The organism is Gordonia zhaorongruii (assembly GCF_007559005.1).
Taxonomy (GTDB): Bacteria; Actinomycetota; Actinomycetes; order Mycobacteriales; family Mycobacteriaceae; genus Gordonia; species Gordonia zhaorongruii.
In genome coordinates this window covers 2,106,852-2,126,955 of sequence record NZ_CP041763.1, presented here as the reverse complement: position 1 = coordinate 2,126,955, position 20,104 = coordinate 2,106,852, and the positions used below count along the sequence as shown (strand labels likewise).

At 67.9% G+C, this 20,104-nt stretch carries 20 protein-coding genes; 15 read left to right on the top strand and 5 right to left on the bottom strand.

Annotated features, from left to right (window positions below; genetic code table 11):
* Together FO044_RS09840 and FO044_RS09835 are read left to right on the top strand one after the other, a co-directional pair.
* Nucleotides 1–2,994 (top strand): FAD-binding and (Fe-S)-binding domain-containing protein, encoded by a 2,994-nt coding sequence (locus FO044_RS09840; protein ID WP_143965565.1) that lies wholly within the window; start codon nt 1–3, stop codon nt 2,992–2,994.
* Complete coding sequence (locus tag FO044_RS09835) at nt 2,991–4,454, top strand: NAD-dependent succinate-semialdehyde dehydrogenase (protein WP_143965564.1); 1,464 nt, start codon at nt 2,991–2,993, stop codon at nt 4,452–4,454. Before FO044_RS09840 ends, FO044_RS09835 begins: the two co-directional genes overlap by 4 nt.
* A gap of 54 nt (nt 4,455–4,508) precedes the next feature.
* Here FO044_RS09835 and FO044_RS09830 read toward each other — a convergent pair whose 3' ends face one another.
* The 3 genes from FO044_RS09830 to FO044_RS09820 form a co-directional block, all read right to left on the bottom strand.
* A complete protein-coding gene (locus FO044_RS09830; RefSeq protein ID WP_143965563.1) occupies nt 4,509–5,177 on the bottom strand; it encodes a GntR family transcriptional regulator in 669 nt (222 codons plus the stop codon).
* Nucleotides 5,174–6,655 carry an amidase gene (locus tag FO044_RS09825; RefSeq protein ID WP_143965562.1) on the bottom strand — a complete coding sequence of 494 codons (1,482 nt, stop codon included), beginning with the start codon at nt 6,653–6,655 and terminating at the stop codon, nt 5,174–5,176. Before FO044_RS09825 ends, FO044_RS09830 begins: the two co-directional genes overlap by 4 nt.
* A gap of 159 nt (nt 6,656–6,814) precedes the next feature.
* Nucleotides 6,815–7,240: a type II toxin-antitoxin system VapB family antitoxin gene (locus FO044_RS09820; RefSeq protein WP_132991706.1), complete on the bottom strand. Its 426-nt coding sequence runs from the start codon at nt 7,238–7,240 to the stop codon at nt 6,815–6,817.
* A gap of 74 nt (nt 7,241–7,314) precedes the next feature.
* On the opposite strand from FO044_RS09820, the gene hrcA reads away from it, so the two are divergent.
* From hrcA to FO044_RS09760, 12 genes are all read left to right on the top strand, one after another.
* Nucleotides 7,315–8,349, top strand: coding sequence for a heat-inducible transcriptional repressor HrcA (gene hrcA / locus FO044_RS09815; RefSeq protein WP_132991705.1), 1,035 nt, complete (start codon nt 7,315–7,317; stop codon nt 8,347–8,349).
* Between the two features lie 25 nt (nt 8,350–8,374).
* The gene (gene dnaJ, locus FO044_RS09810; RefSeq protein WP_143965561.1) at nt 8,375–9,535 is read left to right on the top strand and encodes a molecular chaperone DnaJ; all 1,161 of its coding nucleotides are present in this window, start codon (nt 8,375–8,377) and stop codon (nt 9,533–9,535) included.
* Nucleotides 9,532–10,284 (top strand): 16S rRNA (uracil(1498)-N(3))-methyltransferase, encoded by a 753-nt coding sequence (locus FO044_RS09805; protein WP_143965560.1) that lies wholly within the window; start codon nt 9,532–9,534, stop codon nt 10,282–10,284. The genes dnaJ and FO044_RS09805 overlap by 4 nt, the downstream gene beginning before the upstream one ends.
* Complete coding sequence (locus FO044_RS09800; protein WP_235831296.1) at nt 10,272–11,045, top strand: alpha/beta hydrolase family protein; 774 nt, start codon at nt 10,272–10,274, stop codon at nt 11,043–11,045. The genes FO044_RS09805 and FO044_RS09800 overlap by 13 nt, the downstream gene beginning before the upstream one ends.
* Nucleotides 11,046–11,134: 89 nt before the next feature.
* Nucleotides 11,135–12,184, top strand: coding sequence for a PhoH family protein (locus FO044_RS09795; RefSeq protein ID WP_186290526.1), 1,050 nt, complete (start codon nt 11,135–11,137; stop codon nt 12,182–12,184).
* Nucleotides 12,181–12,723: an rRNA maturation RNase YbeY gene (gene ybeY / locus FO044_RS09790; protein ID WP_132991702.1), complete on the top strand. Its 543-nt coding sequence runs from the start codon at nt 12,181–12,183 to the stop codon at nt 12,721–12,723. The genes FO044_RS09795 and ybeY overlap by 4 nt, the downstream gene beginning before the upstream one ends.
* A 6-nt stretch (nt 12,724–12,729) precedes the next feature.
* Nucleotides 12,730–14,112, top strand: a complete 1,383-nt coding sequence (locus FO044_RS09785) for a hemolysin family protein (protein WP_143965963.1) — start codon at nt 12,730–12,732, stop codon at nt 14,110–14,112.
* Nucleotides 14,109–15,035 (top strand): GTPase Era, encoded by a 927-nt coding sequence (gene era, locus FO044_RS09780; RefSeq protein ID WP_132991701.1) that lies wholly within the window; start codon nt 14,109–14,111, stop codon nt 15,033–15,035. The genes FO044_RS09785 and era overlap by 4 nt, the downstream gene beginning before the upstream one ends.
* Before the next feature lie 85 nt (nt 15,036–15,120).
* Nucleotides 15,121–15,963 carry an alpha/beta fold hydrolase gene (locus FO044_RS09775; protein WP_143965559.1) on the top strand — a complete coding sequence of 281 codons (843 nt, stop codon included), beginning with the start codon at nt 15,121–15,123 and terminating at the stop codon, nt 15,961–15,963.
* 76 nt (nt 15,964–16,039) lie between these two features.
* Nucleotides 16,040–16,828 carry a DNA repair protein RecO gene (recO, locus tag FO044_RS09770; RefSeq protein WP_132991699.1) on the top strand — a complete coding sequence of 263 codons (789 nt, stop codon included), beginning with the start codon at nt 16,040–16,042 and terminating at the stop codon, nt 16,826–16,828.
* A 16-nt stretch (nt 16,829–16,844) separates the two neighbouring features.
* A complete protein-coding gene (locus FO044_RS09765; protein WP_143965558.1) occupies nt 16,845–17,645 on the top strand; it encodes an isoprenyl transferase in 801 nt (266 codons plus the stop codon).
* A gap of 143 nt (nt 17,646–17,788) precedes the next feature.
* Nucleotides 17,789–18,664, top strand: a complete 876-nt coding sequence (locus tag FO044_RS09760) for an endonuclease domain-containing protein (RefSeq protein ID WP_244945737.1) — start codon at nt 17,789–17,791, stop codon at nt 18,662–18,664.
* Between the two features lie 37 nt (nt 18,665–18,701).
* On the opposite strand, the gene FO044_RS09755 is transcribed toward FO044_RS09760, so the two are convergent.
* Both FO044_RS09755 and FO044_RS09750 read right to left on the bottom strand, forming a co-directional pair.
* Nucleotides 18,702–19,136, bottom strand: coding sequence for a Fur family transcriptional regulator (locus tag FO044_RS09755; RefSeq protein WP_143965556.1), 435 nt, complete (start codon nt 19,134–19,136; stop codon nt 18,702–18,704).
* The gene (locus FO044_RS09750; RefSeq protein WP_132991695.1) at nt 19,133–19,465 is read right to left on the bottom strand and encodes an ArsR/SmtB family transcription factor; all 333 of its coding nucleotides are present in this window, start codon (nt 19,463–19,465) and stop codon (nt 19,133–19,135) included. Before FO044_RS09750 ends, FO044_RS09755 begins: the two co-directional genes overlap by 4 nt.
* 101 nt (nt 19,466–19,566) lie before the next feature.
* Between FO044_RS09750 and FO044_RS09745 the strand changes: the two genes are divergently transcribed.
* Nucleotides 19,567–20,010, top strand: a complete 444-nt coding sequence (locus FO044_RS09745) for a nitroreductase family deazaflavin-dependent oxidoreductase (RefSeq protein WP_132991694.1) — start codon at nt 19,567–19,569, stop codon at nt 20,008–20,010.
* The last annotated feature ends 94 nt before the right edge of the window (nt 20,011–20,104 follow it).

Below are 20,104 nucleotides of genomic sequence, written 5' to 3'. Positions count from 1 at the left end.
ATGGCACTGCCCACCGCGGATCCGCATGCGCCGCAATCGGCGCGTACCGCCGCGGTGATCGAGGCGCTGCGCGCGGAAGGCCTCGAACCGGAGCATTCGGCACGCAGGTTGGCCGAGTACTCGTACGACGCGTCCAACTACCGCGTGGTTCCAGCCGCCGTGCTGTTTCCGCGCACCGAGCAGGAGATCGCCACGGCGCTGTCCGTCTGCCACCGACTCGGCGTGCCGGCGACGGCGCGTGGTGGCGGCACCTCGATGGCGGGGAACTCGGTCGGCGAGGGTGTGGTCCTGGACCTCTCGCGTCACATGCACGCCGTCCTCGACATCGACGAAGGTGCGCGGACGGCAACCGCCGAAGCCGGGCTCGTCCTGACTGCGCTTCGCGCAGCGGTACATGAGGCGACCGGCAAGCGGCTGACATTCGCGCCCGACCCGTCGAGCCAGACCCGCGCCTGTCTCGGCGGTGCCGTCGGCAACGACGCATGCGGAAACCACTCCGTGCGTTACGGGCGGACTGCCGATCACGTCGTCGAACTGCGGCTGGTGACCTCCGACGGGTTGCGAATCACCGCGTCGCGCACCGGGATCGTTCCGACGGATCCCGCCGACGGTGAGGCGTCCGCGCGCGCGGAGCACCTGTCGGCCGAACTACGTGGTCTGGCCGCAGACCACCTCGCCGCCATCCGGATGGAACTGGCCACCATCCCGCGGCAGGTGTCCGGCTATCACCTGAAGCACCTGCTGCCGGAGGAGGGCTTCGACGTCGCACGCGCGCTCGTCGGCAGCGAAGGCACCTGTGCGGTGATCACCGCGGTCACGGTGTCGCTCGTTACCGAGTCGGCCAGGACATCGATGATCATCGCGGGGTACGCCGACATCGTCGACGCCGCACGCGACGTCCCACTTCTCCTGCCGCACCGCCCGACCGCCATCGAGGGGGTCGACGAGGTGATCGTGGCGACCATGCGGCAGCGGCGCGGTGCCGACTCGGTAGCCGACCTGCCCGACGGCAGAGCCTGGCTGTTCATCGAGATCGATGAGGCAGACGGGTCGCCCGATGCGCGGGCCGCCGCTCTCGAGGCAGGGCTTCGCGCCGACGGGCATGCAGTTGACCTGCGGATCGTGCACGACGGCGCCGAGCGAGCCGACCTGTGGCGGGTGCGCGAGGACGGGGCGGGACTGAGCTCCCGACTGGTGGACCCGGAGACCGGTGAGGTGACCTACACCTGGCCGGGTTGGGAGGACGCCGCGGTGCGGCCCGAGTCGCTCGCCGACTACCTCGCCGAGTTCCGGGAGCTGCTGGACGCCCACGGCCTCACCGGTGTGATGTACGGGCACTTCGGTGCGGGATGCATGCACATCCGCATCAACTTCGATCTGCGCACCCCGCACGGCCGCACCGTGCTCCGTGCCTTCTGCACCGATGCGGCGCACCTGGTCGTGAAGTACGGCGGATCGCTGTCCGGAGAGCACGGGGACGGGCGTGCACGTTCGGAACTGCTGCCGATCATGTACTCGAGCGAGATGCTCACGGCCTTCGAGCGGTTCGCGGCGATCTGGGACCCGGCGGGCATTCTCGCGCCCGGTGGTCTGCGAGCCACTCGACCGATGGACGCCGACCTCGCGCTCGCCGACATCGAGATTCACCCGGTTCAGTCGTGCATCGGCATCGGTCGGTGCCGGACGCATGCCGGCGGAGTGATGTGCCCGTCGTACCGGGCCACCGGTGACGAGAAGGACTCGACTCGCGGACGGGCGCGCGTCCTGCAGGAGTTCGTGCGGGGCGGGGCACCCGCCGGGCCGTCGGCGCCAGACGTCAGCGAGTCACTCGACCTGTGTCTGGCGTGCAAGGCGTGCTCGTCGGACTGCCCGACGGGCGTCGATATGGCCACCTACAAATCGGAATTCCTGCATCAGCGATTCGCGCGGCGGATCAGACCCCGCGTGCACTACACACTCGGGATGCTTCCGACCTGGCTTCGCGTGACGCCCTACGTCGCAGGACTGCTCAACCGAGTGGTCGCCACCCGCGCCGGGCGCGTGGGCGCGCGGCTCGGCGGTCTCGCTCAAGACCGGGTGCTGCCCGAGTTCGCCTCGGCGTCGGCCCTGCGTTCCGAACTCCGGCGAGTGCCGGAGAACGTCGACCTCAGCGGACGATCGACCGGGCCGGTGGACGCGGTGCTCTTTCTCGACTCCTTCACGCGCGGATTGCGTCCGGAAGTGGCGGGCGCAGCCGCACGGGTGCTCGGTGGCATGCACACCGCGGTGACGTGCAGCTCCCGGCACTGCTGCGGCCTCACTCAGATCACCACCGGTAGACGTGACGCGGCGCGGAAGACGTTGCGGCGCACCGCGCGGTACCTCGACGGTCTCGGTGGGGACGCGCCGATCATCGTCGTCGAACCGAGCTGTGCGGCCACCTTGCGTGAGGAGCTCCCGCGGCTGGTGACCGACGATGCTGTCGGCAAGGTCGAAGCCGACCGGGCCGCCCGCGTCGCGGCGCGGGTCCGGTCGGTCGCGGTGCACCTCGGATCGATGGCCGCGCAGGGCACGGTTCCTGACTGGCCGAGTGGCACAGCGCCGTCGAGCGTCGTCGTGCAGACCCATTGCCACGAATACGCGACGTTCGGCAATCGCGTGCAACGCGCCGTCCTGGCAGCGCTCGGGGTCGGCAGTGTCGTCGAGGCGACCGGGTGCTGCGGAGTGGCCGGAGACTTCGGCTTCACCGCAGGCCACGAGGGTGTGGCGGACGCCGTCGCCCAACAGGCGCTCGCCCCGGCGTTGCGCGCGCACGCTGATGCGCCGGTCCTCACCGACGGGTTCTCCTGCGCGACGGCCGTCCGGCAACTGGCCGCTGCAGACGCGACGACCCGGGGTGCCGAGGGGCCGGCCAGACGCGGTCGGCACCTGCTCGAACTACTCGATCCCGACCCCAGCAGTGACCGCAGCAATGGCGCATCCGCCAGCCGCCCCAACCCAGGAGGTACGTCATGACCCGTCCCGTCGCCGACATCATCGCCGGACTCGGCACCGGAATCCACATCGACGGCCGATGGCAGGATGCGGCGTCGGGAAAGACCTTCGAGGTGGAGAATCCGGCCACCGGCCATCCGATCGCCACCCTCGCCGACGGCGGTCCCGACGACGCGCAGCGCGCCATCGACTCCGCTGCGGCACACCAGAAGCAGTGGGCGGCGACCCCCGCCCGCGAACGCTCGGAGATTCTGCGTCGCGCGTACGAACTACTCATGGAGCGAGCGGATGAGATCGCGCTCGTGATGACCACGGAGATGGGCAAGCCGCTCGCGGAGGCGCGCGGCGAGGTCGCGTACGGCGCCGAGTTCTTCCGCTGGTTCGCCGAGGAGGCGGTTCGGATCCGCGGTGACGCACGACGCAGCCCGGACGGGAAGTCGCGATTCATCGTCACGCAGGAACCGGTGGGCCCGTGCATCCTGATCACCCCGTGGAACTTTCCGATGGCGATGGTCTCCCGCAAGATCGGTCCGGCGATCGCGGCCGGCTGCACGATGGTCTACAAGCCCGCCAACCTGACACCGCTCACGTCGATGTTCGTCGTCGACATCCTTCGTGAGGCAGGGCTACCCGACGGTGTGCTGTCGGTGGTGTGCACCAAGTCCGCCGGATCGGTGGTGGAGCCGTGGATCGACTCGGGGAAGGCACGCAAGCTCTCGTTCACCGGGTCCACCGGCGTCGGCAAACTGCTGCTGGAGCAGTGCGCGCGGGGAGTGCTGCGCACGTCGATGGAACTGGGCGGCAACGCGCCGTTCATCGTCTGCGAAGACGCCGATATGGACGTCGCCGTCAACGCCGTGATGGCCGCGAAGATGCGCAACATGGGGGAGGCGTGCACTGCCGCCAACCGAATCCTGGTGCACCGCAGTGTGCTGGACGAGTTCTCCGAGAAGCTGACCGCACGGATGTCGGGACTGATCGTCGGCGACGGCGCCGCCGACGGCACCGATGTGGGGCCGCTCGTGGAGCGCAAGGCGGTGGAGAAAGTGGAGCAACTCGTCGGGGATGCGGTGAACCGCGGTGCCGAGGTCCTGTGCGGTGGCGAGCGGCCGACCGGCGACGGCTACTTCTATCCGCCCACCGTGCTCACCGGCGTGGCACCCGACGCCGAGATGATGAGCACCGAGATCTTCGGCCCGGTCGCGGCGCTGACACCGTTCGACACCGACGACGAGGCCGTCGAACTCGCCAACGACACCGAGTTCGGGCTCGTCTCCTATGTGATGACCGAGTCGGTGGACCGCGGATTCACGATGGCCGAGCGCCTCGAAGCGGGAATGGTCGGGTTCAACACCGGTCTGGTCTCGAACCCGGCCGCTCCGTTCGGTGGCATCAAGCAGTCGGGCCTCGGTCGTGAGGGCGGGCTGACCGGCATCGAGGAGTTCCTCGAGTCGAAGTACATCTCGATTCCCGTGCGGTAGCTGCGATTCCGCGGAAGGGCGGGTCCGCCGATAAGTGACGACCGGTGGTCGGGGTTACTGCAGCCGGGCCAGCCCGTCGCGCATGTGCTCGGTCAGCGATGCGGTCGCACGAGCGGTATCGCCCGCGCGGATCGCGTCGGCCAGCTCGCGATGCTCGGACACGCGGTCCTCGCCGGGCGCGTAGGTGGACTGCATGGCGCGCAAGCACATGCTGGTCTCCACGATGACCGTCTCGTGGACTCGGGACAGTCGTTCGCTGCACGCAGCCTCGACGAGCTCGCGGTGGAAGTCGAGGTCGGCGTCGATCATCTCGGCGGACTCCGGCCGATCGCCGAGCGCGGACATCCTGTCGACCACGGCATCGAGCCGATCGGCACACACCCGGCCGGCCTTCGATTCGAGGATCCGCTCGACCGCCGCCCGTTCGATGGTGTTCCGTAGCAGGTACATGTCCGAGACCGCGTCCGCGGTGAGGTCCGGGACGAACAGCCCGCGATTGCGGTGCGAGACCAGAAGCCCCTCCTGAGTGAGCCGCTGCATCGCCTCACGCACCGGGCCGCGGCTGACGCCCAGCTGCTTCGCGAGGGCGGCCTCGCCGAGCTGGGAACCGGGCGGGAAGTCGCCCTCGGAGACCGCCCGCCGCAGCGATCGCGCGACGAGTGCAGGTGTCGACTCCTGGACGAGCGGTTCCAGCGAACTCGCCGGATGATCGGTCTCCGTCATCGATCCGTCCCGGCGCAGGCGTGGATCCGGGGGCGCGGCACTCGGTCGGCGACGCGGGGCTGCAATGCGGCGCCTGCCCGGATCAGCACGCGGTCGTCGAACCGTTTGCCGACGAGCTGCACGCCGACGGGGAGTCCGGCGTCGGTCATGCCGCAGGGCACGGACAGCGCGGGCTGCTGAGTCATGTTGAAAATGTAGGTGTACGGCGTCCACGAGGTCCAATCCGGGCTGTGCCAACCGGGCGGGACGTCGGAACCGACGGCGAACGCGGGGATCGGCATCGTCGGGGTGACGAGCACGTCGTACGTGTGGTGCACCTCGCCCAACCGGACGCCGAGCGACATCCGCTCGGCCACCGCGTCGAGGTAGTCCTGCGCGGTGAAGTGGTGGTAGCGGGAGAGGGCGTCCCGCAGGCTCGGGTCGATGCGGTCGATGGCGCCCTCGCCGAGCGGCTTCACGACGGCCGCCGCGCCGGCGAACCAGAGGACGTGGAATGCGTCGACCGGGTCGCTGAGCCCGAGCTCGATCTCATCGACGGCCGCCCCGAGATCTTCGAGGGTGCGGACCGCCGCCGCGACCTCGCGCTCCACGTCCGCGTCGTTGGTGCCGAACCCGAGATTCGGGCTGTAAGCGACCCGAAGGCCTCGAAGGGGCCGCTCGACATCGCGTGCGCCGTCGAGGGCGGCCGCCAGGTAGCCGCCCGGTTCCGGCGACGTGGCGGACGGCGGCACCACGGACCAGTCGCGCGAGTCCGGGCGGATCAGCGCGTCCATGAATGCGGCGGTGTCGGTGACGGTTCGCGTCATCGGCCCGGCGTGGGCGAGCGTTCCGAACGGGCTCGACGGAAACATCGGGACCACGCCGTAGGTCGGCTTGAGTGCGACTGTCCCGGTGAACGAAGCCGGGATGCGCACCGATCCGCCGGCGTCGGTACCGGTGGACAGCGGCCCCAGTCCGGCGGCGACGGCGGCGGCCGAGCCGCCGCTCGAACCGCCCGGGGTGCGGCTCGGGTCATACGGGTTGCGGGTGATGCCGACGAGCAGCGAGTCGGTGACGCCCTTCCACGCGAACTCGGGGGTGGTCGTCTTGCCGACGACGACGCAACCGGCTTCGAGGGTCGCGGCGGTGACCGGCGCGTCGACTGTGGGAGCGGACCCGTCGTCGGCTTCCGCCATCACCCGCGATCCGCGGTGCGTGGGATGGCCCGCCGTGAGGAACACGTCCTTGATCGAGGTGGGCACGCCGTCGAGAGGTCCGACCGCGGCGCCGTCCCGGTATCGCTGCTCGGCTCTTCGGGCGGCGGTGCGCGCGCCGTCATGGTCGACGATGCAGAAGGAGTTGAGGTCGACGTCGACACGGTCGATGGCGGCGAGCACATCCTCGGTGGCCTCGACGGGGGAGAGGCTTCCGTTCCGGTACGCCTCGGTCAGCTCCAGTGCGGTGAGTGCGCAGGTGTTGTCGGCGCTGCCTGTGCCCATGAGTTCGACCACCCTTCTGAACAATCCAATTGTTAGATTGTCGACAATCCTACATCTGGGCGTAACTGGGTCAAGGATCGTCGGGGACGAACTGCTCCGCTGATCGACGGCGTGCGGAGCCGGGGGCTGTCGGAATGGGGCGAGCGGGAGCCGAGCGGCTCAGTCGAGTCGGTGCGCGCCGCCGGTCCGGACCCGGCGCGGGTGGACGGGGAGGCCGACCGGCGTGATGGGGGCGGTGGTCTCCACGCCGGATTCGTCGTCGCCGGGAACGATGCCGAAGCGCGCGAGGTGATCGTCCAGGTCGAAGAGTCGGGCGTGGATGATCGTGCGGTTGCGCAGGGCCGACCGGACGGCGCGGTGCAATCCGTCTTCGAGGTACATGACGTCCTCGTACTGAACGATGTGCGCGAACAGGTCGCCGTAGAAGGTGGAGTCCTCCGCGAGCAGCTTGTCGAGTGCGAGAACGGTGGTGACCGTGGTCAACTGGTCGAGACGGAACTGCCGGGGTGGAAGCTTCGCCCACTCGCGTGGGGTGAGTCCGTGATCGGGGTACGGCTTGCCGTCGCGCACCCCTTTGAAGATCATCGTCCGCCTGGTCTTTCCGTCGTTTCGTAGAATGGCTGTGTCTACTGTAAGCAAACAGTGCGAGGAGGTGCCTGGTGTCGACCACAGACGACCGTCGTTTCGAGATTCTGCACGCCATCGTCTCCGATTTCGTGGACACCCAGGAGCCCATCGGCTCCAAGGCGCTCGTCGACCGTCACCGGCTCGGAGTCTCGAGCGCGACCGTCCGCAACGACATGGCGGTCCTCGAGGCCGAAGGCTACATCGCGCAGCCCCACACGAGTTCGGGTCGCGTACCGACGGACAAGGGGTATCGCCTGTTCGTGGACAAGATCAGCGAGATCAAGCCGCTGTCTGCGGCCGAGCGTCGCGCGATCCTGTCGGTCCTCGATTCCGGCGTCGACCTCGACGATGTGCTGCGTCGCTCGGTGAAGCTGCTCGCGCAGCTGACGCGGCAGGTCGCGGTGATTCAGTACCCGGTCCTGTCGACGTCGCGTGTCCGTCACCTGGAGATGGTGCCGCTGTCTCCATCGCGGGTGCTGCTGGTGGTCATCACCGATACCGGCCGGGTGGAGCAGCGGATGGCGACGCTCGCTGAGCCGATCGACGACGAGACCGTGTCGCGGCTGCGCGTCATGTTCTCGCAGGCGCTGGACGGCAAGCGGTTGGAGGATGCATCGGTCGCGGTCGCCGAGATGGCCGCACAGGCGCCGTCCGACCTGTACGAGCCGGTCGTGACAATCGCGACCGTCCTTGTGGAGACGCTGGTGGAGCGCGGCGAGGACCGGTTGCTGCTGGGCGGCACGTCGAACCTGGCGCGGTCGGCGGCCGACTTCACGCCGGCGACCGGCGGCATGGACACCGTGCTCGAAGCGCTCGAAGAGCAGGTCGTCGTGCTCAAGCTGCTGGCGCACACGCAGGGGACCGGACACGTGACCGTGCAGATCGGTGAGGAGACGAACACCGAGAACCTGCGCAGTACGTCGGTCGTGTCGACCGGGTACGGTGCATCGGGCACTGTCTTCGGCGGCGTGGGTGTGGTCGGCCCCACTCGAATGGACTATCCGGGAACAATCGCGTCGGTCGCCGCGGTTGCGAAATACGTCGGCGAAGTGCTCTCCGAACGTTAATTGATGTGTAAGGACTGTTTTCACTGTGGCTCGTGACTACTACGGCATTCTGGGGCTCTCCCAGGGCGCTTCCGATCAGGAGATCAAGCGCGCGTACCGCAAGAAGGCTCGCGAACTGCATCCGGACGTCAACCCAGACGCCGAGGATCAGTTCAAAGAGGTGACCACGGCGTACGAGGTCCTGTCGGACCCGGAGAAGCGCCGCATCGTGGACGCAGGCGGCGACCCGCTCGCCGGCCCCGGCGGCGGCGGTGGTGGCTTCGGCGACCCTTTCGGGTCGGGAGGCCTGGGGGACATATTCCAGACATTCTTCGGCGGCGGCGGGGGCGGTGGATTCGGCGGCGGTCGTGGTCCTCGTGGCCGCGTTCGACCGGGGGAGCCCGCTCTGGTCGGCGTCACCCTGGACCTCGCTGAGATCGCCGAAGGCGCGCGCAAGGAGATCACGGTCGACACCGCGATCCTGTGCGACACGTGCAAGGGCGGAGGCACCCGCGACAAGTCGAAGCCGGTGACCTGCGCGACCTGTAAGGGTGCCGGCGAGATCCAGGCTGTGCAGCGCTCGTTCCTCGGCCAGGTCATGACGGTGCGCGAGTGCCCGGAGTGCCGCGGTGTCGGCGAGACCATCCCGGATCCCTGCCTCAAGTGCAGCGGCGACGGCCGCGTGCGGTCGCGTCGCACCATGACGGTGAAGATTCCGGCGGGCGTCCAGCACGGTATGCGGGTCCGGTTGTCCGGCCAGGGCGAGGTCGGCCCGGGCGGTGGCCCGGCGGGCGACCTGTACGTGGAGGTGTCGGAGGCCACGGACGACGTGTTCGTCCGCGACGGCGACGATCTGCACTGCACGGTGCGCGTCCCGATGGCCGACGCGGCTCTAGGTACCGAGATCGATGTCGAGACGGTGCTCGACAGCACTGCCAAGGTGACGGTGGAGCAGGGTACGCAGCCGGGCACGGTGGTGCGGGTGCGCGGGCACGGGATGCCGCATCTGAACACCGGCATGCGCGGTGACCTGCATGCCCACCTCGAGGTGGCGGTTCCCCGCAAGATGGACGCCGCGCAGACCGATCTGCTGAAGAAGCTCCGCGAGGCGGTCGGCGACGACGTCGAGCTGGTGACCGCGAAGTCGAAGGCCGCTGCGAACGGCGGACTGTTCTCCAAGCTGCGCAACGCTTTCGCCGGCCGATGACACCGCCGCTCTTCTGGGTCGACGAGGTCCCGGCCGCGGGTGACGCGGTGACGGTGTCGGGTCCGGAGGGCAAGCACGCGGTCACGGTGACCCGCATGCGGAAGGGCGAGCACGTGGTGCTCGGCGACGGGCGCGGCACGCTCGCCGACTGCGAGGTGGTCGACGTCTCCGGGAAGGATCGTCTGACCGTGCGGGCGAGTCGCGTCGAGTTCGCGACGGCGCCGAAGCCGCGGGTGACCGTGGTCCAGGCGATACCGAAGTCCGACCGCGCCGAGCTGGCCGTCGATCTGATGACCGAGGCCGGCGTCGATGCGGTGATGCCGTGGCAGTCGGCGCGCTGCGTGGCGCGTTGGAGCGGCTCACGGGCTGAGAAGGGCGTTGCGAAGTGGCGGGCCACCGCGGCCACCGCGGCCAAGCAGGCGCGTCGTCCGTGGATACCCGAGATCACCGACCTGGCGACCACGATCGACGTGCGCGACCTGTGCTCCCGGGTGGCCGCGGACGGCGGAGTGGTCGCGTTGCTGCACGAAGCCGGGGCAACCTCGTTCCGGTCGATCGATTTCTCGACGGCTCCGGAGGTGGTGTTGGTGATCGGGCCCGAAGGCGGACTCGACGACGGCGAACTCGCCGACCTGACGGCACTCGGCGGGCAGGCCGTCGTCCTCGGCCCGGAGGTGCTTCGGACGGTCGCCGCAGGTGCGGTCGCGCTCGGGGCGCTGGGGGCAGTGACCGATCGGTGGACCCGATAGCGTTGCGTCGCACCAAGATTCCGTACGGACCTGCGCCGAGTAATTTCGGTCATCTCTACGTGCCATCGGAGCCGTCCGGCCGCGCACCCCTGGTGGTGCTGGTGCACGGTGGCTCGTGGTCGACCGACTACTCACTCGTCGTCTACACCGCGTTCGCGCGATTGCTAGCGGAGCGGGGCGCCGTCGTCTGGAACGTCGAGTACCGGCGGATCGAGGAGGACGGCGGGGGCTGGCCGGGTACCGGGCTAGACGTGGTCGCCGCGTTGCGTGCCCTGGACGGTCCGGTCACCGAGCGTCTTGCGACGGCGGGCGTCGTGGTCGACGCGTCGAATGTGTCGGTGGTCGGGCACTCGGCGGGCGGGCAGCTCGCCGTGTACGCAGTCGCGCAGATCGGGGCCCGCACCGATCGGTACACGATCTCGACAGTGGTGCCGCAGTCCGCGGTCCTCGACTTCACCGAGACAGGTGCTTTCGACCGTCCGTCCGTCGAGGGTCTGATGAGGGCGCCGTTCGACCGCATCCCAGATCGGTACCGGGAGGCGTCGCCGTCCGAGCAGAAGCCGTTCGACGCGGCGGTAGCCGTGATCCACACCGTCGACGACGACATGGTTCCGATTCAGATGAGCCGGAATTACGTCGCCGCGGCTCGCGACCGCGGCCAGGCGGTGGCCCTGTACGAGGTTTCCGGCGAGGGGCACGAGGCCTTCGTCGAGCCGCGATCGGCCGCCACCAGGCAGACGCTGCGCGTGCTGGGGATTTAGCGAATGATACCCAGCGGGCACGGCGATAGAATGAAGACGACCGGCACCTTCCGGTGCCGCATCCAACACGTCGAGGAGTGACGGATTCAGTGAGTGACATCGACCGCGACACGGCAACCGAAGCCGTCGCGGTGGCGAACTCGACCATCGAGGTGCCACAGGATCTGGCGGTGGGCCTCCTCGGAACGTCCGACGTCAACCTGCGGACTCTGGAGCAGCAGCTTCCCGCGGACATCCACGTCCGGGGTAACCGGATCACGCTCAAGGGCTCGCCTGCCGACGTGGCGGCATCCGAACGGGTGATCGCCGAGCTGGTGAAGGTGGTACGCGGCGGTACGACGCTGACGCCCGACCTGGTGCGGCAGGGGCTGTCGATTCTGGCGACGGAGCGGGCGGAGTCGCCCGCCGAGGTCCTCAGCCTGGACATCCTGTCCCGTCGAGGCAAGGTGATCCGGCCCAAGACGCTGAACCAGAAGCACTACGTCGATGCGATCGACAAGAACACCATCGTGTTCGGGCTCGGACCCGCGGGAACCGGCAAGACCTACCTCGCCATGGCGAAGGCGGTGCAGGCGCTGCAGGCCAAGGAGGTCTCGCGCATCATCCTGACCCGTCCGGCCGTCGAGGCGGGGGAGCGGCTCGGTTTCCTTCCCGGCTCGCTGAGCGAGAAGATCGACCCGTATCTGCGCCCGCTGTACGACGCGCTGCACGACATGCTCGACCCGGAGGCCATCCCGAAGCTCATGGAGGCGGGGGTCATCGAGGTGGCGCCGCTCGCGTACATGCGCGGCCGCACGCTCAACGACGCGTTCATCGTGCTCGACGAGGCGCAGAACACGACGAGCGAGCAGATGAAGATGTTCCTCACCCGACTCGGATTCGGGTCCCAGATCGTGGTGACCGGTGACATCACCCAGATCGACCTCCCAGGCGGCGCTTCGAGTGGCCTGCGTGTGGCGACCCGCATCCTCGAAGGGATCGACGACATTCACTTCTCCCAACTGACCAGCGCCGACGTGGTCCGGCACCGGCTCGTCGCCGACATCGTGGACGCCTACGGGCGCGCCGACGAGGAGCAGCGCATCGGCGGCAACCGTGCGATGCGGCGCGCCGAGGCGGGGTCGGGTCGTCGCCGATGAGCATCGAACTGTTCAACGAGTCCGGGGTGGACGTCCCCGAGCAGCTGGTCATCGAGGCCGCGCGGTTCGCGATGGCGCGCATGGACGTGCATCCCGGCGCCGAACTGTCGGTGACGATGGTCGATCTGGAGACCATGTCGGAACTGCACATCCAGTGGATGGATCTGCCGGGTCCGACCGACGTGATGAGCTTCCCGATGGACGAGCTGACGCCGGGCGGCCGACCCGATGCCGCCGATCCGGGGCCCGCGATGCTCGGCGACATTGTGCTCTGCCCGGAGTTCGCGGCCGACCAGGCCAAGGCTCAACGCCACAGCTTCGATCACGAGCTCGCGGTGCTGACCGTGCACGGAGTCCTGCATCTGCTCGGTTTCGATCACGCCGAGCCGGGGCAGGAGAAAGAGATGTTCGGTCTGCAGGGGCAGATCATCGTCGACTGGTATGAGGCGCGCGACGACCGCGCCCGGCTGCAGCGTCAGGCGCAGCGTGACGCTCGGCTGCTCCGCAACACCGGCTTCGCCGATGAAGTGAGGGACTGACCGGTGATGCAGGACATCGTATTCCTCTGCGTCGCAGTGATTCTGACTGTCTGCGCCGGCGCGTTCGCCGCCGTCGACATGGGATTGCAGACCGTATCGCAGGCCCGCGTCGACGATCTGATCAAGGAGGAACGCCCCGGCGCCAAGCGGCTGCGGACGGTCCTCGACCAGCGCGCGACCTACGTGGGTCTCGCCGTACTGCTGCGCGTCTTCAGCGAGGCCGCGGCGATCGGCCTCATCGCGGTGATCGCGGTCAACTCGCTCGGTACCGGGTGGGGTCTGACCGTTGCGATCCTGGCGATGACAGTCGTCTCGTATGTCGCAGTGGGGGTGGGGCCGCGCACGTTGGGCCGTCAGCACGCGTACTCGATCTCGCTGGTCGCCGCGCCGGTGCTGTCGGGGATCGGCGTCCTGCTGCGTCCGGTGACCCGGCTCCTCATCCTCATGGGTAACGCGCTCACTCCGGGCAAGGGCTATCGCAACGGTCCGTTCGCGACGGAGGTCGAGGTCCGTGAGATCGTCGACATGGCGCAGGAGCGGGGCGTCGTGGACGACGATGAGCGACGGATGATCCAGTCGGTGTTCGACCTCGGTGACACCAACGCTCGCGAGGTTATGGTTCCGCGACCGGAGATGATCTGGATCGAGTCCGAGAAGTCGGCGACGCAGGCGATGAGTCTCGCCGTGCGATCCGGGCACTCGCGTATCCCGGTGATCGGTGAGAACCCGGACGACGTCGTCGGAGTGGTCTACCTGAAGGACATCGTGGAGCGGATGCTGCCGCGTCTGACGACTGCGGGCTTCAACGTCGACGAGGTGATGCGGGCGCCCGAGTTCGTGCCCGACTCCAAGCCGCTCGACGATGTCCTCTCCGACATGCAGTCCAAGCGGAATCACATGGCACTGCTGGTGGACGAGTACGGCGGTATCGCCGGCCTGGTCACCATCGAGGACGTTCTCGAGGAGATCGTCGGCGAGATCTCCGACGAGTACGACACCGACGAGGTGGCGCCGGTCGAGAAGCTCGGCGAGGACAAGTACCGGGTGTCGTCCCGTCTGTCGGTCGAGGATCTGGGCGAGCTGTTCGGCAAGGAGATCGAGGAAGACGACGTGGAGACGGTCGGCGGACTCCTCGGGCTCCGGCTGGGTCGCGTACCGCTGCCCGGAGCCAAGGTACGCGCGCACGGACTGAAGATGACGGCCGAAGGCGGTCCCAACCGGCTCGGTCGGCAGCGGATCACGACGGTGGTCGTGCGCCGAGCGAAGACGAAGACCGACGGTGACAATCGCGAGGACTGGACCGACGACGCCGATTCGGATCGGGGGAAGAGCAGCGGGGACGATACGCTGCACGCAGTCCCCAACGATTCGATCGGAGAATCCGCTTGAACAACCCCGAGTCGCCGAACTCGCCGGAGACCGACTTCCGGTCCGGCTTCGTGTGCTTCGTCGGCCGGCCCAACACGGGCAAGTCGACGCTGACCAACGCGCTCGTCGGCGACAAGATCGCCATCACGTCCAATCGTCCGCAGACGACGCGCCATGCGATTCGCGGCATCGTGAACCGTCCCGACGCCCAGCTCATCCTGGTTGATACCCCAGGCCTGCATCGGCCGCGCACACTGCTCGGTCAGCGGTTGAACGACGTCGTGCGCGACACGTACTCCGAAGTCGACATCATCTGCGTCTGCATCCCGGCCGACGAGGCGATCGGACCCGGTGACCGCCTGATCATCGAGCAGGTGCAGTCGGTGGCACCGCGCACCCGCAAGGTCGGGGTGGTCACGAAGATCGACCGGGTCGGCCCGGAGAAGGTCGCGAAGCAGCTCATGGCGCTGTCGACGTTGATGGGCCCCGACGCCGAGGTGGTTCCGTGCTCGGCCAAGTCGGGCCGTCAGCTCGACACGTTGTCGGACGTGCTGGTGTCCTTGTCCGAGCCCGGGCCCGCGTTCTATCCGGACGGTGAGCTCACCGACGAGCCGGAGCAGGTTCTGATGGCCGAGTTCATCCGCGAGGCCGCGTTGGAGGGCGTGCGCGACGAGTTGCCGCACTCCCTCGCCGTGGTCATCGAAGAAGTGATTCCGCGTGACAACTCGGAGATCATCGAGGTGTACGCGCACCTGTTCGTCGAGCGCGACAGCCAGAAGGGAATCGTCATCGGGCATCGCGGAGCGCGACTGAAGGATGTCGGCACCGTGGCTCGCACGCAGATCGAGCGCCTGCTCGGCAGCAAGGTCTATCTGGATCTGCACGTCAAAGTCGCCAAGGACTGGCAGCGCGACCCGAAGCAGCTGGGTCGGCTCGGGTTCTAGGCGAGAGGTCGGTCTCGCGTCGCGGGACCCCTGCCATCCCCGTCACGTCCTGGACACGGGCTGTCCCGAAGCGCACGCTGAAGTGATGGCCACCGTCACACTCTCCGCCGGTCCGATCGACTACGACGACACCGGCGGAACCGGTCCGGTCGTCGTCTTCGGTCACGGTTTGCTGATGAACGGGTCGCAGTGGCGAAAGGTGATTCCGCGTCTCGACGGGTTCCGATGCATCACACCGGTCCTTCCGTTCGGGGCTCATCGCAAGCCGATGCGTCCCGACGCCGATCTCACCCAGCGAGGAGTCGCCCGCATCCTCGCCGACTTGTTCGCCGCCCTCGACCTGCATGATGTGACGTTGGTCCTGAACGACTGGGGCGGCGGCCAGTTCGTCGTCTCGGATGGCCGTGCCGATCGCGTGGCGCGACTGGTGCTGGCCTCGTGCGAGTCTTACGACAACTTCCCGCCGAAGCCGGCACGGCCTGCCGCGCTGCTCTGCCGCGTGCCGGGCGGCACCGCGTTGTTCGCACAGCTCACCCAAACGACGTTGTTCCGGCGCAGTAGGCAGGCGTACGGGGGATTGTCGAAGAACCGCATTCCGGAGCAGGTGCTGGACGACTGGTTCGGACCCGCTGTCGAGAGCGCCGAGATCCGCCATGACCTGCGAAAATTCGTGACGGGGTCGCCGTCGAAGGCGGTACTCGACTCGTGGCACGACGACGTGGTCCGCTTTCCGCGGCCGGTGCTCCTCTTATGGGCGACTCATGACCCGATGATGCCGATCGCGCACGCGCGGCAGATGGTCGGGGAGTTCCCGGACGCACGACTGGTGGAGGTCGACGACTCCTGGACGCTGATTCCGGAGGATCAACCGGAGGTGTTCGCACGCGAGCTCTCGGAATTCGTCACTACGACCGGAACCACGCGGTAAGACACGTTCCTGCGACACGAGTCGGCGAAGCGGGTCGAACCAGAGGAATGTCAGCACACGGTGCGACAATGGTCCGGTGAGGTTATATCGCGACGAGGCGGTGGTGCTGCGCCAGCACAAGCTGGGCGAAGCCGATCGCATCATCACCTTCCTCACCGCCGAGCACGGTCTGGTGCGCGCGGTGGCGAAGGGGATTCGCCGTACGCGATCCAAATTCGGTGCGCGGCTGGAACCGTTCGCCCACGTCGACGTCCACTTCTATCCGGGACGCAATCTCGACATCGTGACGCAGGTGCACAGCTTGCACGCGTTCAGCGACGACATCGCCGCCGACTACGGCCGCTACACGACGGCATGCGCCGTCCTGGAGACCGCCGAACGTCTCGCGGGCGAGGAACGCGCCCCCGCGCGTCAACTGCACCGGCTGACGGTGGGTGCGCTGGAGGCGCTCGCGGAGAACCGACGTGAACGTCAGTGGATTCTGGACGCGTTCCTGCTGCGGGCGATGTCGTCGGCGGGTTGGATGCCCGCTCTCGACGTATGCGCCCGCTGCGCGGAGCCGGGACCGCACCGCGCGTTCCACGTCGCGATCGGCGGCGCCGTGTGCGTGCACTGCCGGCCCGCGGGTGCGGCGACACCGTCGGTCGGAGTGCTCGACGTGATGGAGGCACTGGCCCGCGGCGAATGGGGCCACGTCGCCGCGGCGACCGATTCTCAGCGTCGTCAGGCGACCGGTCTCACCGCTGCGCACCTGCAATGGCATCTGGAACGGCAGCTGCGCACCTTGCCTCTCATCGAGCGGCACGCCCCGCATAGGCTGGTGGAGCACCCTTCGGACGCCGAAGCAGTCACCGACACCGCATGAGAGGCCAGGTCAGCTGATGGCACGACTCAGTCGCCGGGCGATGGGGAATCCGACTTCCGGTTCCGTCCGCCCTCCGGATCCGCACCCGTCGGGCGCCGTGCCTCCCGAGATCCCGGCGCAGTTCGTGCCGAATCACGTCGCGCTCGTCATGGACGGCAACGGGCGGTGGGCGCAGGATCGGGGACTGCCGCGCACAGAGGGCCACAAGCGTGGCGAGGCGGTGCTCATGGACGCGGTGTGCGGTTCCATCGAGCTGGGTGTGAACTGGCTTTCGGCGTACGCGTTCTCGACGGAGAACTGGTCGCGCAGCCCCGAAGAGGTGAAGTTCCTGATGGGCTTCAACCGGGACGTGATCCGTCGTCGGCGCGACGAGATGAACGAGATGGGAGTCCGGGTGCGCTGGGCCGGTCGCCGTCCGAAACTGTGGCGCAGCGTGATCAAGGAACTCGAGATCGCCGAGGAATTGACGAAGGACAACACGGTCATGACGCTGACCATGTGCGTCAACTACGGCGGCCGTGCCGAGATCGTGGATGCGGCGCGGGAGATCGGGCGTCGTGCGGCCCGCGGCGAGATCAACCCGGAGCGTCTCACCGAGGCTGGTTTCACCAAGTACCTCGACGAACCGGAGATGCCCGACGTCGACCTGTTCCTGCGGCCATCGGGGGAGCAGCGACTGTCGAACTTCCTGCTGTGGCAGAGCGCTTACGCCGAGATGGTCTATCAGGAGAAGCTGTTCCCCGACTTCGACCGCCGAGACCTGTGGGCGGCATGCCTCGAGTACGCCAAGCGCGACCGGCGGTTCGGCAGCGCGTAGCTATCGCGGCCGTTCCCACCTCGAGGAGTGCGACCAGGAGGTGCTCGCAACCGCAGGTTGACCGTAGGCACCTGCCAACCAGTGGTTGACGATGGAACGGCGGGTGGATCCTGCGCGTCAAACAGTGTGTGAAGGATTCCGGGGTGTACGCGCGCAAGGAACTCGCCGCGCTCGGCTACGACGACGACCACGCGCTCCAGCGCGCGATTCGGGCTGGAGATCTGGTCCGGCTCCGCATCGGCTGGTACGCGTTCCGGGTCCACGACAGGACAGTCGCCTCGGCGGTGCGCGACGGCGGAGTCTCGACCTGTGTCGACGCGTTGAGGCTTCACGATCTGTGGGTCCCGCCGACCCCGCCGCGATTGCACTTGCGGCGAGGTCGTCACCGCACCGGGAAGCATGTAGCGTGCCGCCCTTGCTCGGGGAGTCTCCGGAGCGCGACGCGCGCCGTCGACCCGGTACCGGTGGCGCTCAAGTACGCAGTGCACTGCTTGGACGCCGATGAATGGATCGCGGTATGCGATTCCTACATGAACTCCTCCCTGATCGATCCGGCCGACCTGCGGGCCGATATGGGATCGTCGTCGGCGACAGTCCGCCGACTGCTCGACTGGACCGATCGCCGGTCGCAGTCGGGGACGGAGAGCATCACGCGAGTCCGGTTGAAGTCGCTCGGCTACTCGGTGGTGGTGCAACCCGGTATCGAGGGTGTGGGCTGGGCGGATCTGCGTATCGGGAAGCTGATCCTGGAGTGCGACAGCAGACTCCATCACTCCAGTAAGGCGGCGTACGAACGTGACCATCATCGAGATCGGCGCGCGCTCGTCGACGGCTGGCTCGTCATGCGGCTCACCTACGACGATGTCCTGTACGGCTGGGACACGGTACTCGAGGATATTCGTGCGATCACCACGCCCGACCGGCACCGTGCCCGAACGGTGAAGCAACAGGAGATGCTGCGGAGATCGGCCAGAATATCGAGGTCCGAGGGTAATCTTCCCTTCGATCTCGATATTTAGGACATCCGCCGCAGCACTCCGCAGTACTCAGCCGACGTCACCCGGCTGCGCCGCCGCAATCGGCGCACGTCCCGAAGATCTCGACCGTGTGAGTGATGTCGGTGAAACCGTTCTCGGTGGCGATCTTCGAGGCCCAGCGTTCCACCGGGTCGGCCTGCACTTCCACGGTGGTGCCGCATTCGCGGCACACGAGGTGATGGTGGTGGCCCGTCGAGCAATGGCGATAGCGGGTCTCGCCGGAGCCGTCCCAGATCGCGTCGATCTGGTCGGCGTCGGTGAGGGCCTGCAGGTTCCGGTAGACGGTGGTCAGTCCGATGGATTCGCCGCGGTCACGGAGTTTGTCATGGAGCTGCTGCGCGGAGAGGAAGTCGTCGGTCGCAGCGAGTACGTCGGCGATCGCGGCTCGCTGTTTCGTGGAACGTTGCCCGGTGAGGGGCTTGACCTGCTTCTCGGTCGGTGCTTCGTCCGTCACGGTGCCGTCTCCCTCCGCTCGGTCGCGTGCACGAGTGCGTCTACCACGATGTGTGCGACGTGGTCGTCGGCGAGCGAGTACTCGATCTCGCGGCCCCGTCGATTTCCGATCACCACACCTGATTTCTTGAGCACACTCAGGTGCTGGCTGACCTGCGGTTGATTGAGATGCAGTGCGTCGACCAATTCGTGCACGCACATCGAGCGCTCCTGCAGGCTGAGGACGATCGCGACGCGTGCGGGAGCTGCGAGGGCGCGGAGTAGCTCGCTCGCCGCGGAGTGTGCTTTCGGGTCGGCGCTGAGCGCAGCCGGCGCGGTCGGTTGAGCCATGGGTTCTCTCCGGGAATCGGGGACGAGTCACCCCATCTTATGGGAAGTGATTGTCATTTCCTCTCGGTCGACCCCGTTGACCACCGGCATACGATCGGAGGATGAGTGCGGGCGCGCGGATTCTGCAGACCCGGTGGCTGGTGAGACTGCCGATCCCGATGATGCGCGCCGGGCTGGGGTTCGTGTTCGGCGGACGTCTCCTTCTCCTCGAGCACATCGGCCGCCGCTCGGGTCAGCACAGGTACGTCGCGCTCGAAACCGTCGAGCGGCCCGCGAAGGACCGCGTGATCGTCGCGTCCGGGTTCGGGGAGACGGCCCAGTGGTTCCGCAATCTGCGCGCCGACCCGCAGTGCTGGGTCAGTATCGGCTTCATGCGGCGCGAACCCGCGGTACCGCGCAGGCTGAGCGTCGACGAGGCGCGCGATGTCATCGAGAGATATCAGGCGCGTTCGCCGCGTGCTTACGCAGAACTGTCGGCGATCATCGAGGAGGCGACGGAGCTGTCCATCGACGAGGTGCCGTTGATCGAATTGCGCTTGGGGTAGCCGGCCGTCCAATCCCGACAGTCCCGCGCCGACGGTCAGCGACTACCCTGGGAGGTGACCGTGGCGCCGTTACCTCGGCGCCGCGCCCGTCTAG

Bases quoted from the DNA above. Each gene is read 5' to 3' on its own strand.
- FO044_RS09805 (WP_143965560.1), top strand. From the start codon at position 9,532: ATGACACCGCCGCTCTTCTGGGTCGACGAGGTCCCGGCCGCGGGTGAC.
- FO044_RS09835 (WP_143965564.1), top strand. From the start codon at position 2,991: ATGACCCGTCCCGTCGCCGACATCATCGCCGGACTCGGCACCGGAATC.
- FO044_RS09765 (WP_143965558.1), top strand. From the start codon at position 16,845: ATGGCACGACTCAGTCGCCGGGCGATGGGGAATCCGACTTCCGGTTCC.
- FO044_RS09775 (WP_143965559.1), top strand. From the start codon at position 15,121: ATGGCCACCGTCACACTCTCCGCCGGTCCGATCGACTACGACGACACC.
- FO044_RS09750 (WP_132991695.1), bottom strand. From the start codon at position 19,465: ATGGCTCAACCGACCGCGCCGGCTGCGCTCAGCGCCGACCCGAAAGCA.
- FO044_RS09840 (WP_143965565.1), top strand. From the start codon at position 1: ATGGCACTGCCCACCGCGGATCCGCATGCGCCGCAATCGGCGCGTACC.
- FO044_RS09785 (WP_143965963.1), top strand. From the start codon at position 12,730: ATGCAGGACATCGTATTCCTCTGCGTCGCAGTGATTCTGACTGTCTGC.
- FO044_RS09820 (WP_132991706.1), bottom strand. From the start codon at position 7,240: ATGATCTTCAAAGGGGTGCGCGACGGCAAGCCGTACCCCGATCACGGA.
- ybeY (WP_132991702.1), top strand. From the start codon at position 12,181: ATGAGCATCGAACTGTTCAACGAGTCCGGGGTGGACGTCCCCGAGCAG.
- FO044_RS09825 (WP_143965562.1), bottom strand. From the start codon at position 6,655: ATGGGCACAGGCAGCGCCGACAACACCTGCGCACTCACCGCACTGGAG.
- FO044_RS09830 (WP_143965563.1), bottom strand. From the start codon at position 5,177: ATGACGGAGACCGATCATCCGGCGAGTTCGCTGGAACCGCTCGTCCAG.
- FO044_RS09745 (WP_132991694.1), top strand. From the start codon at position 19,567: ATGAGTGCGGGCGCGCGGATTCTGCAGACCCGGTGGCTGGTGAGACTG.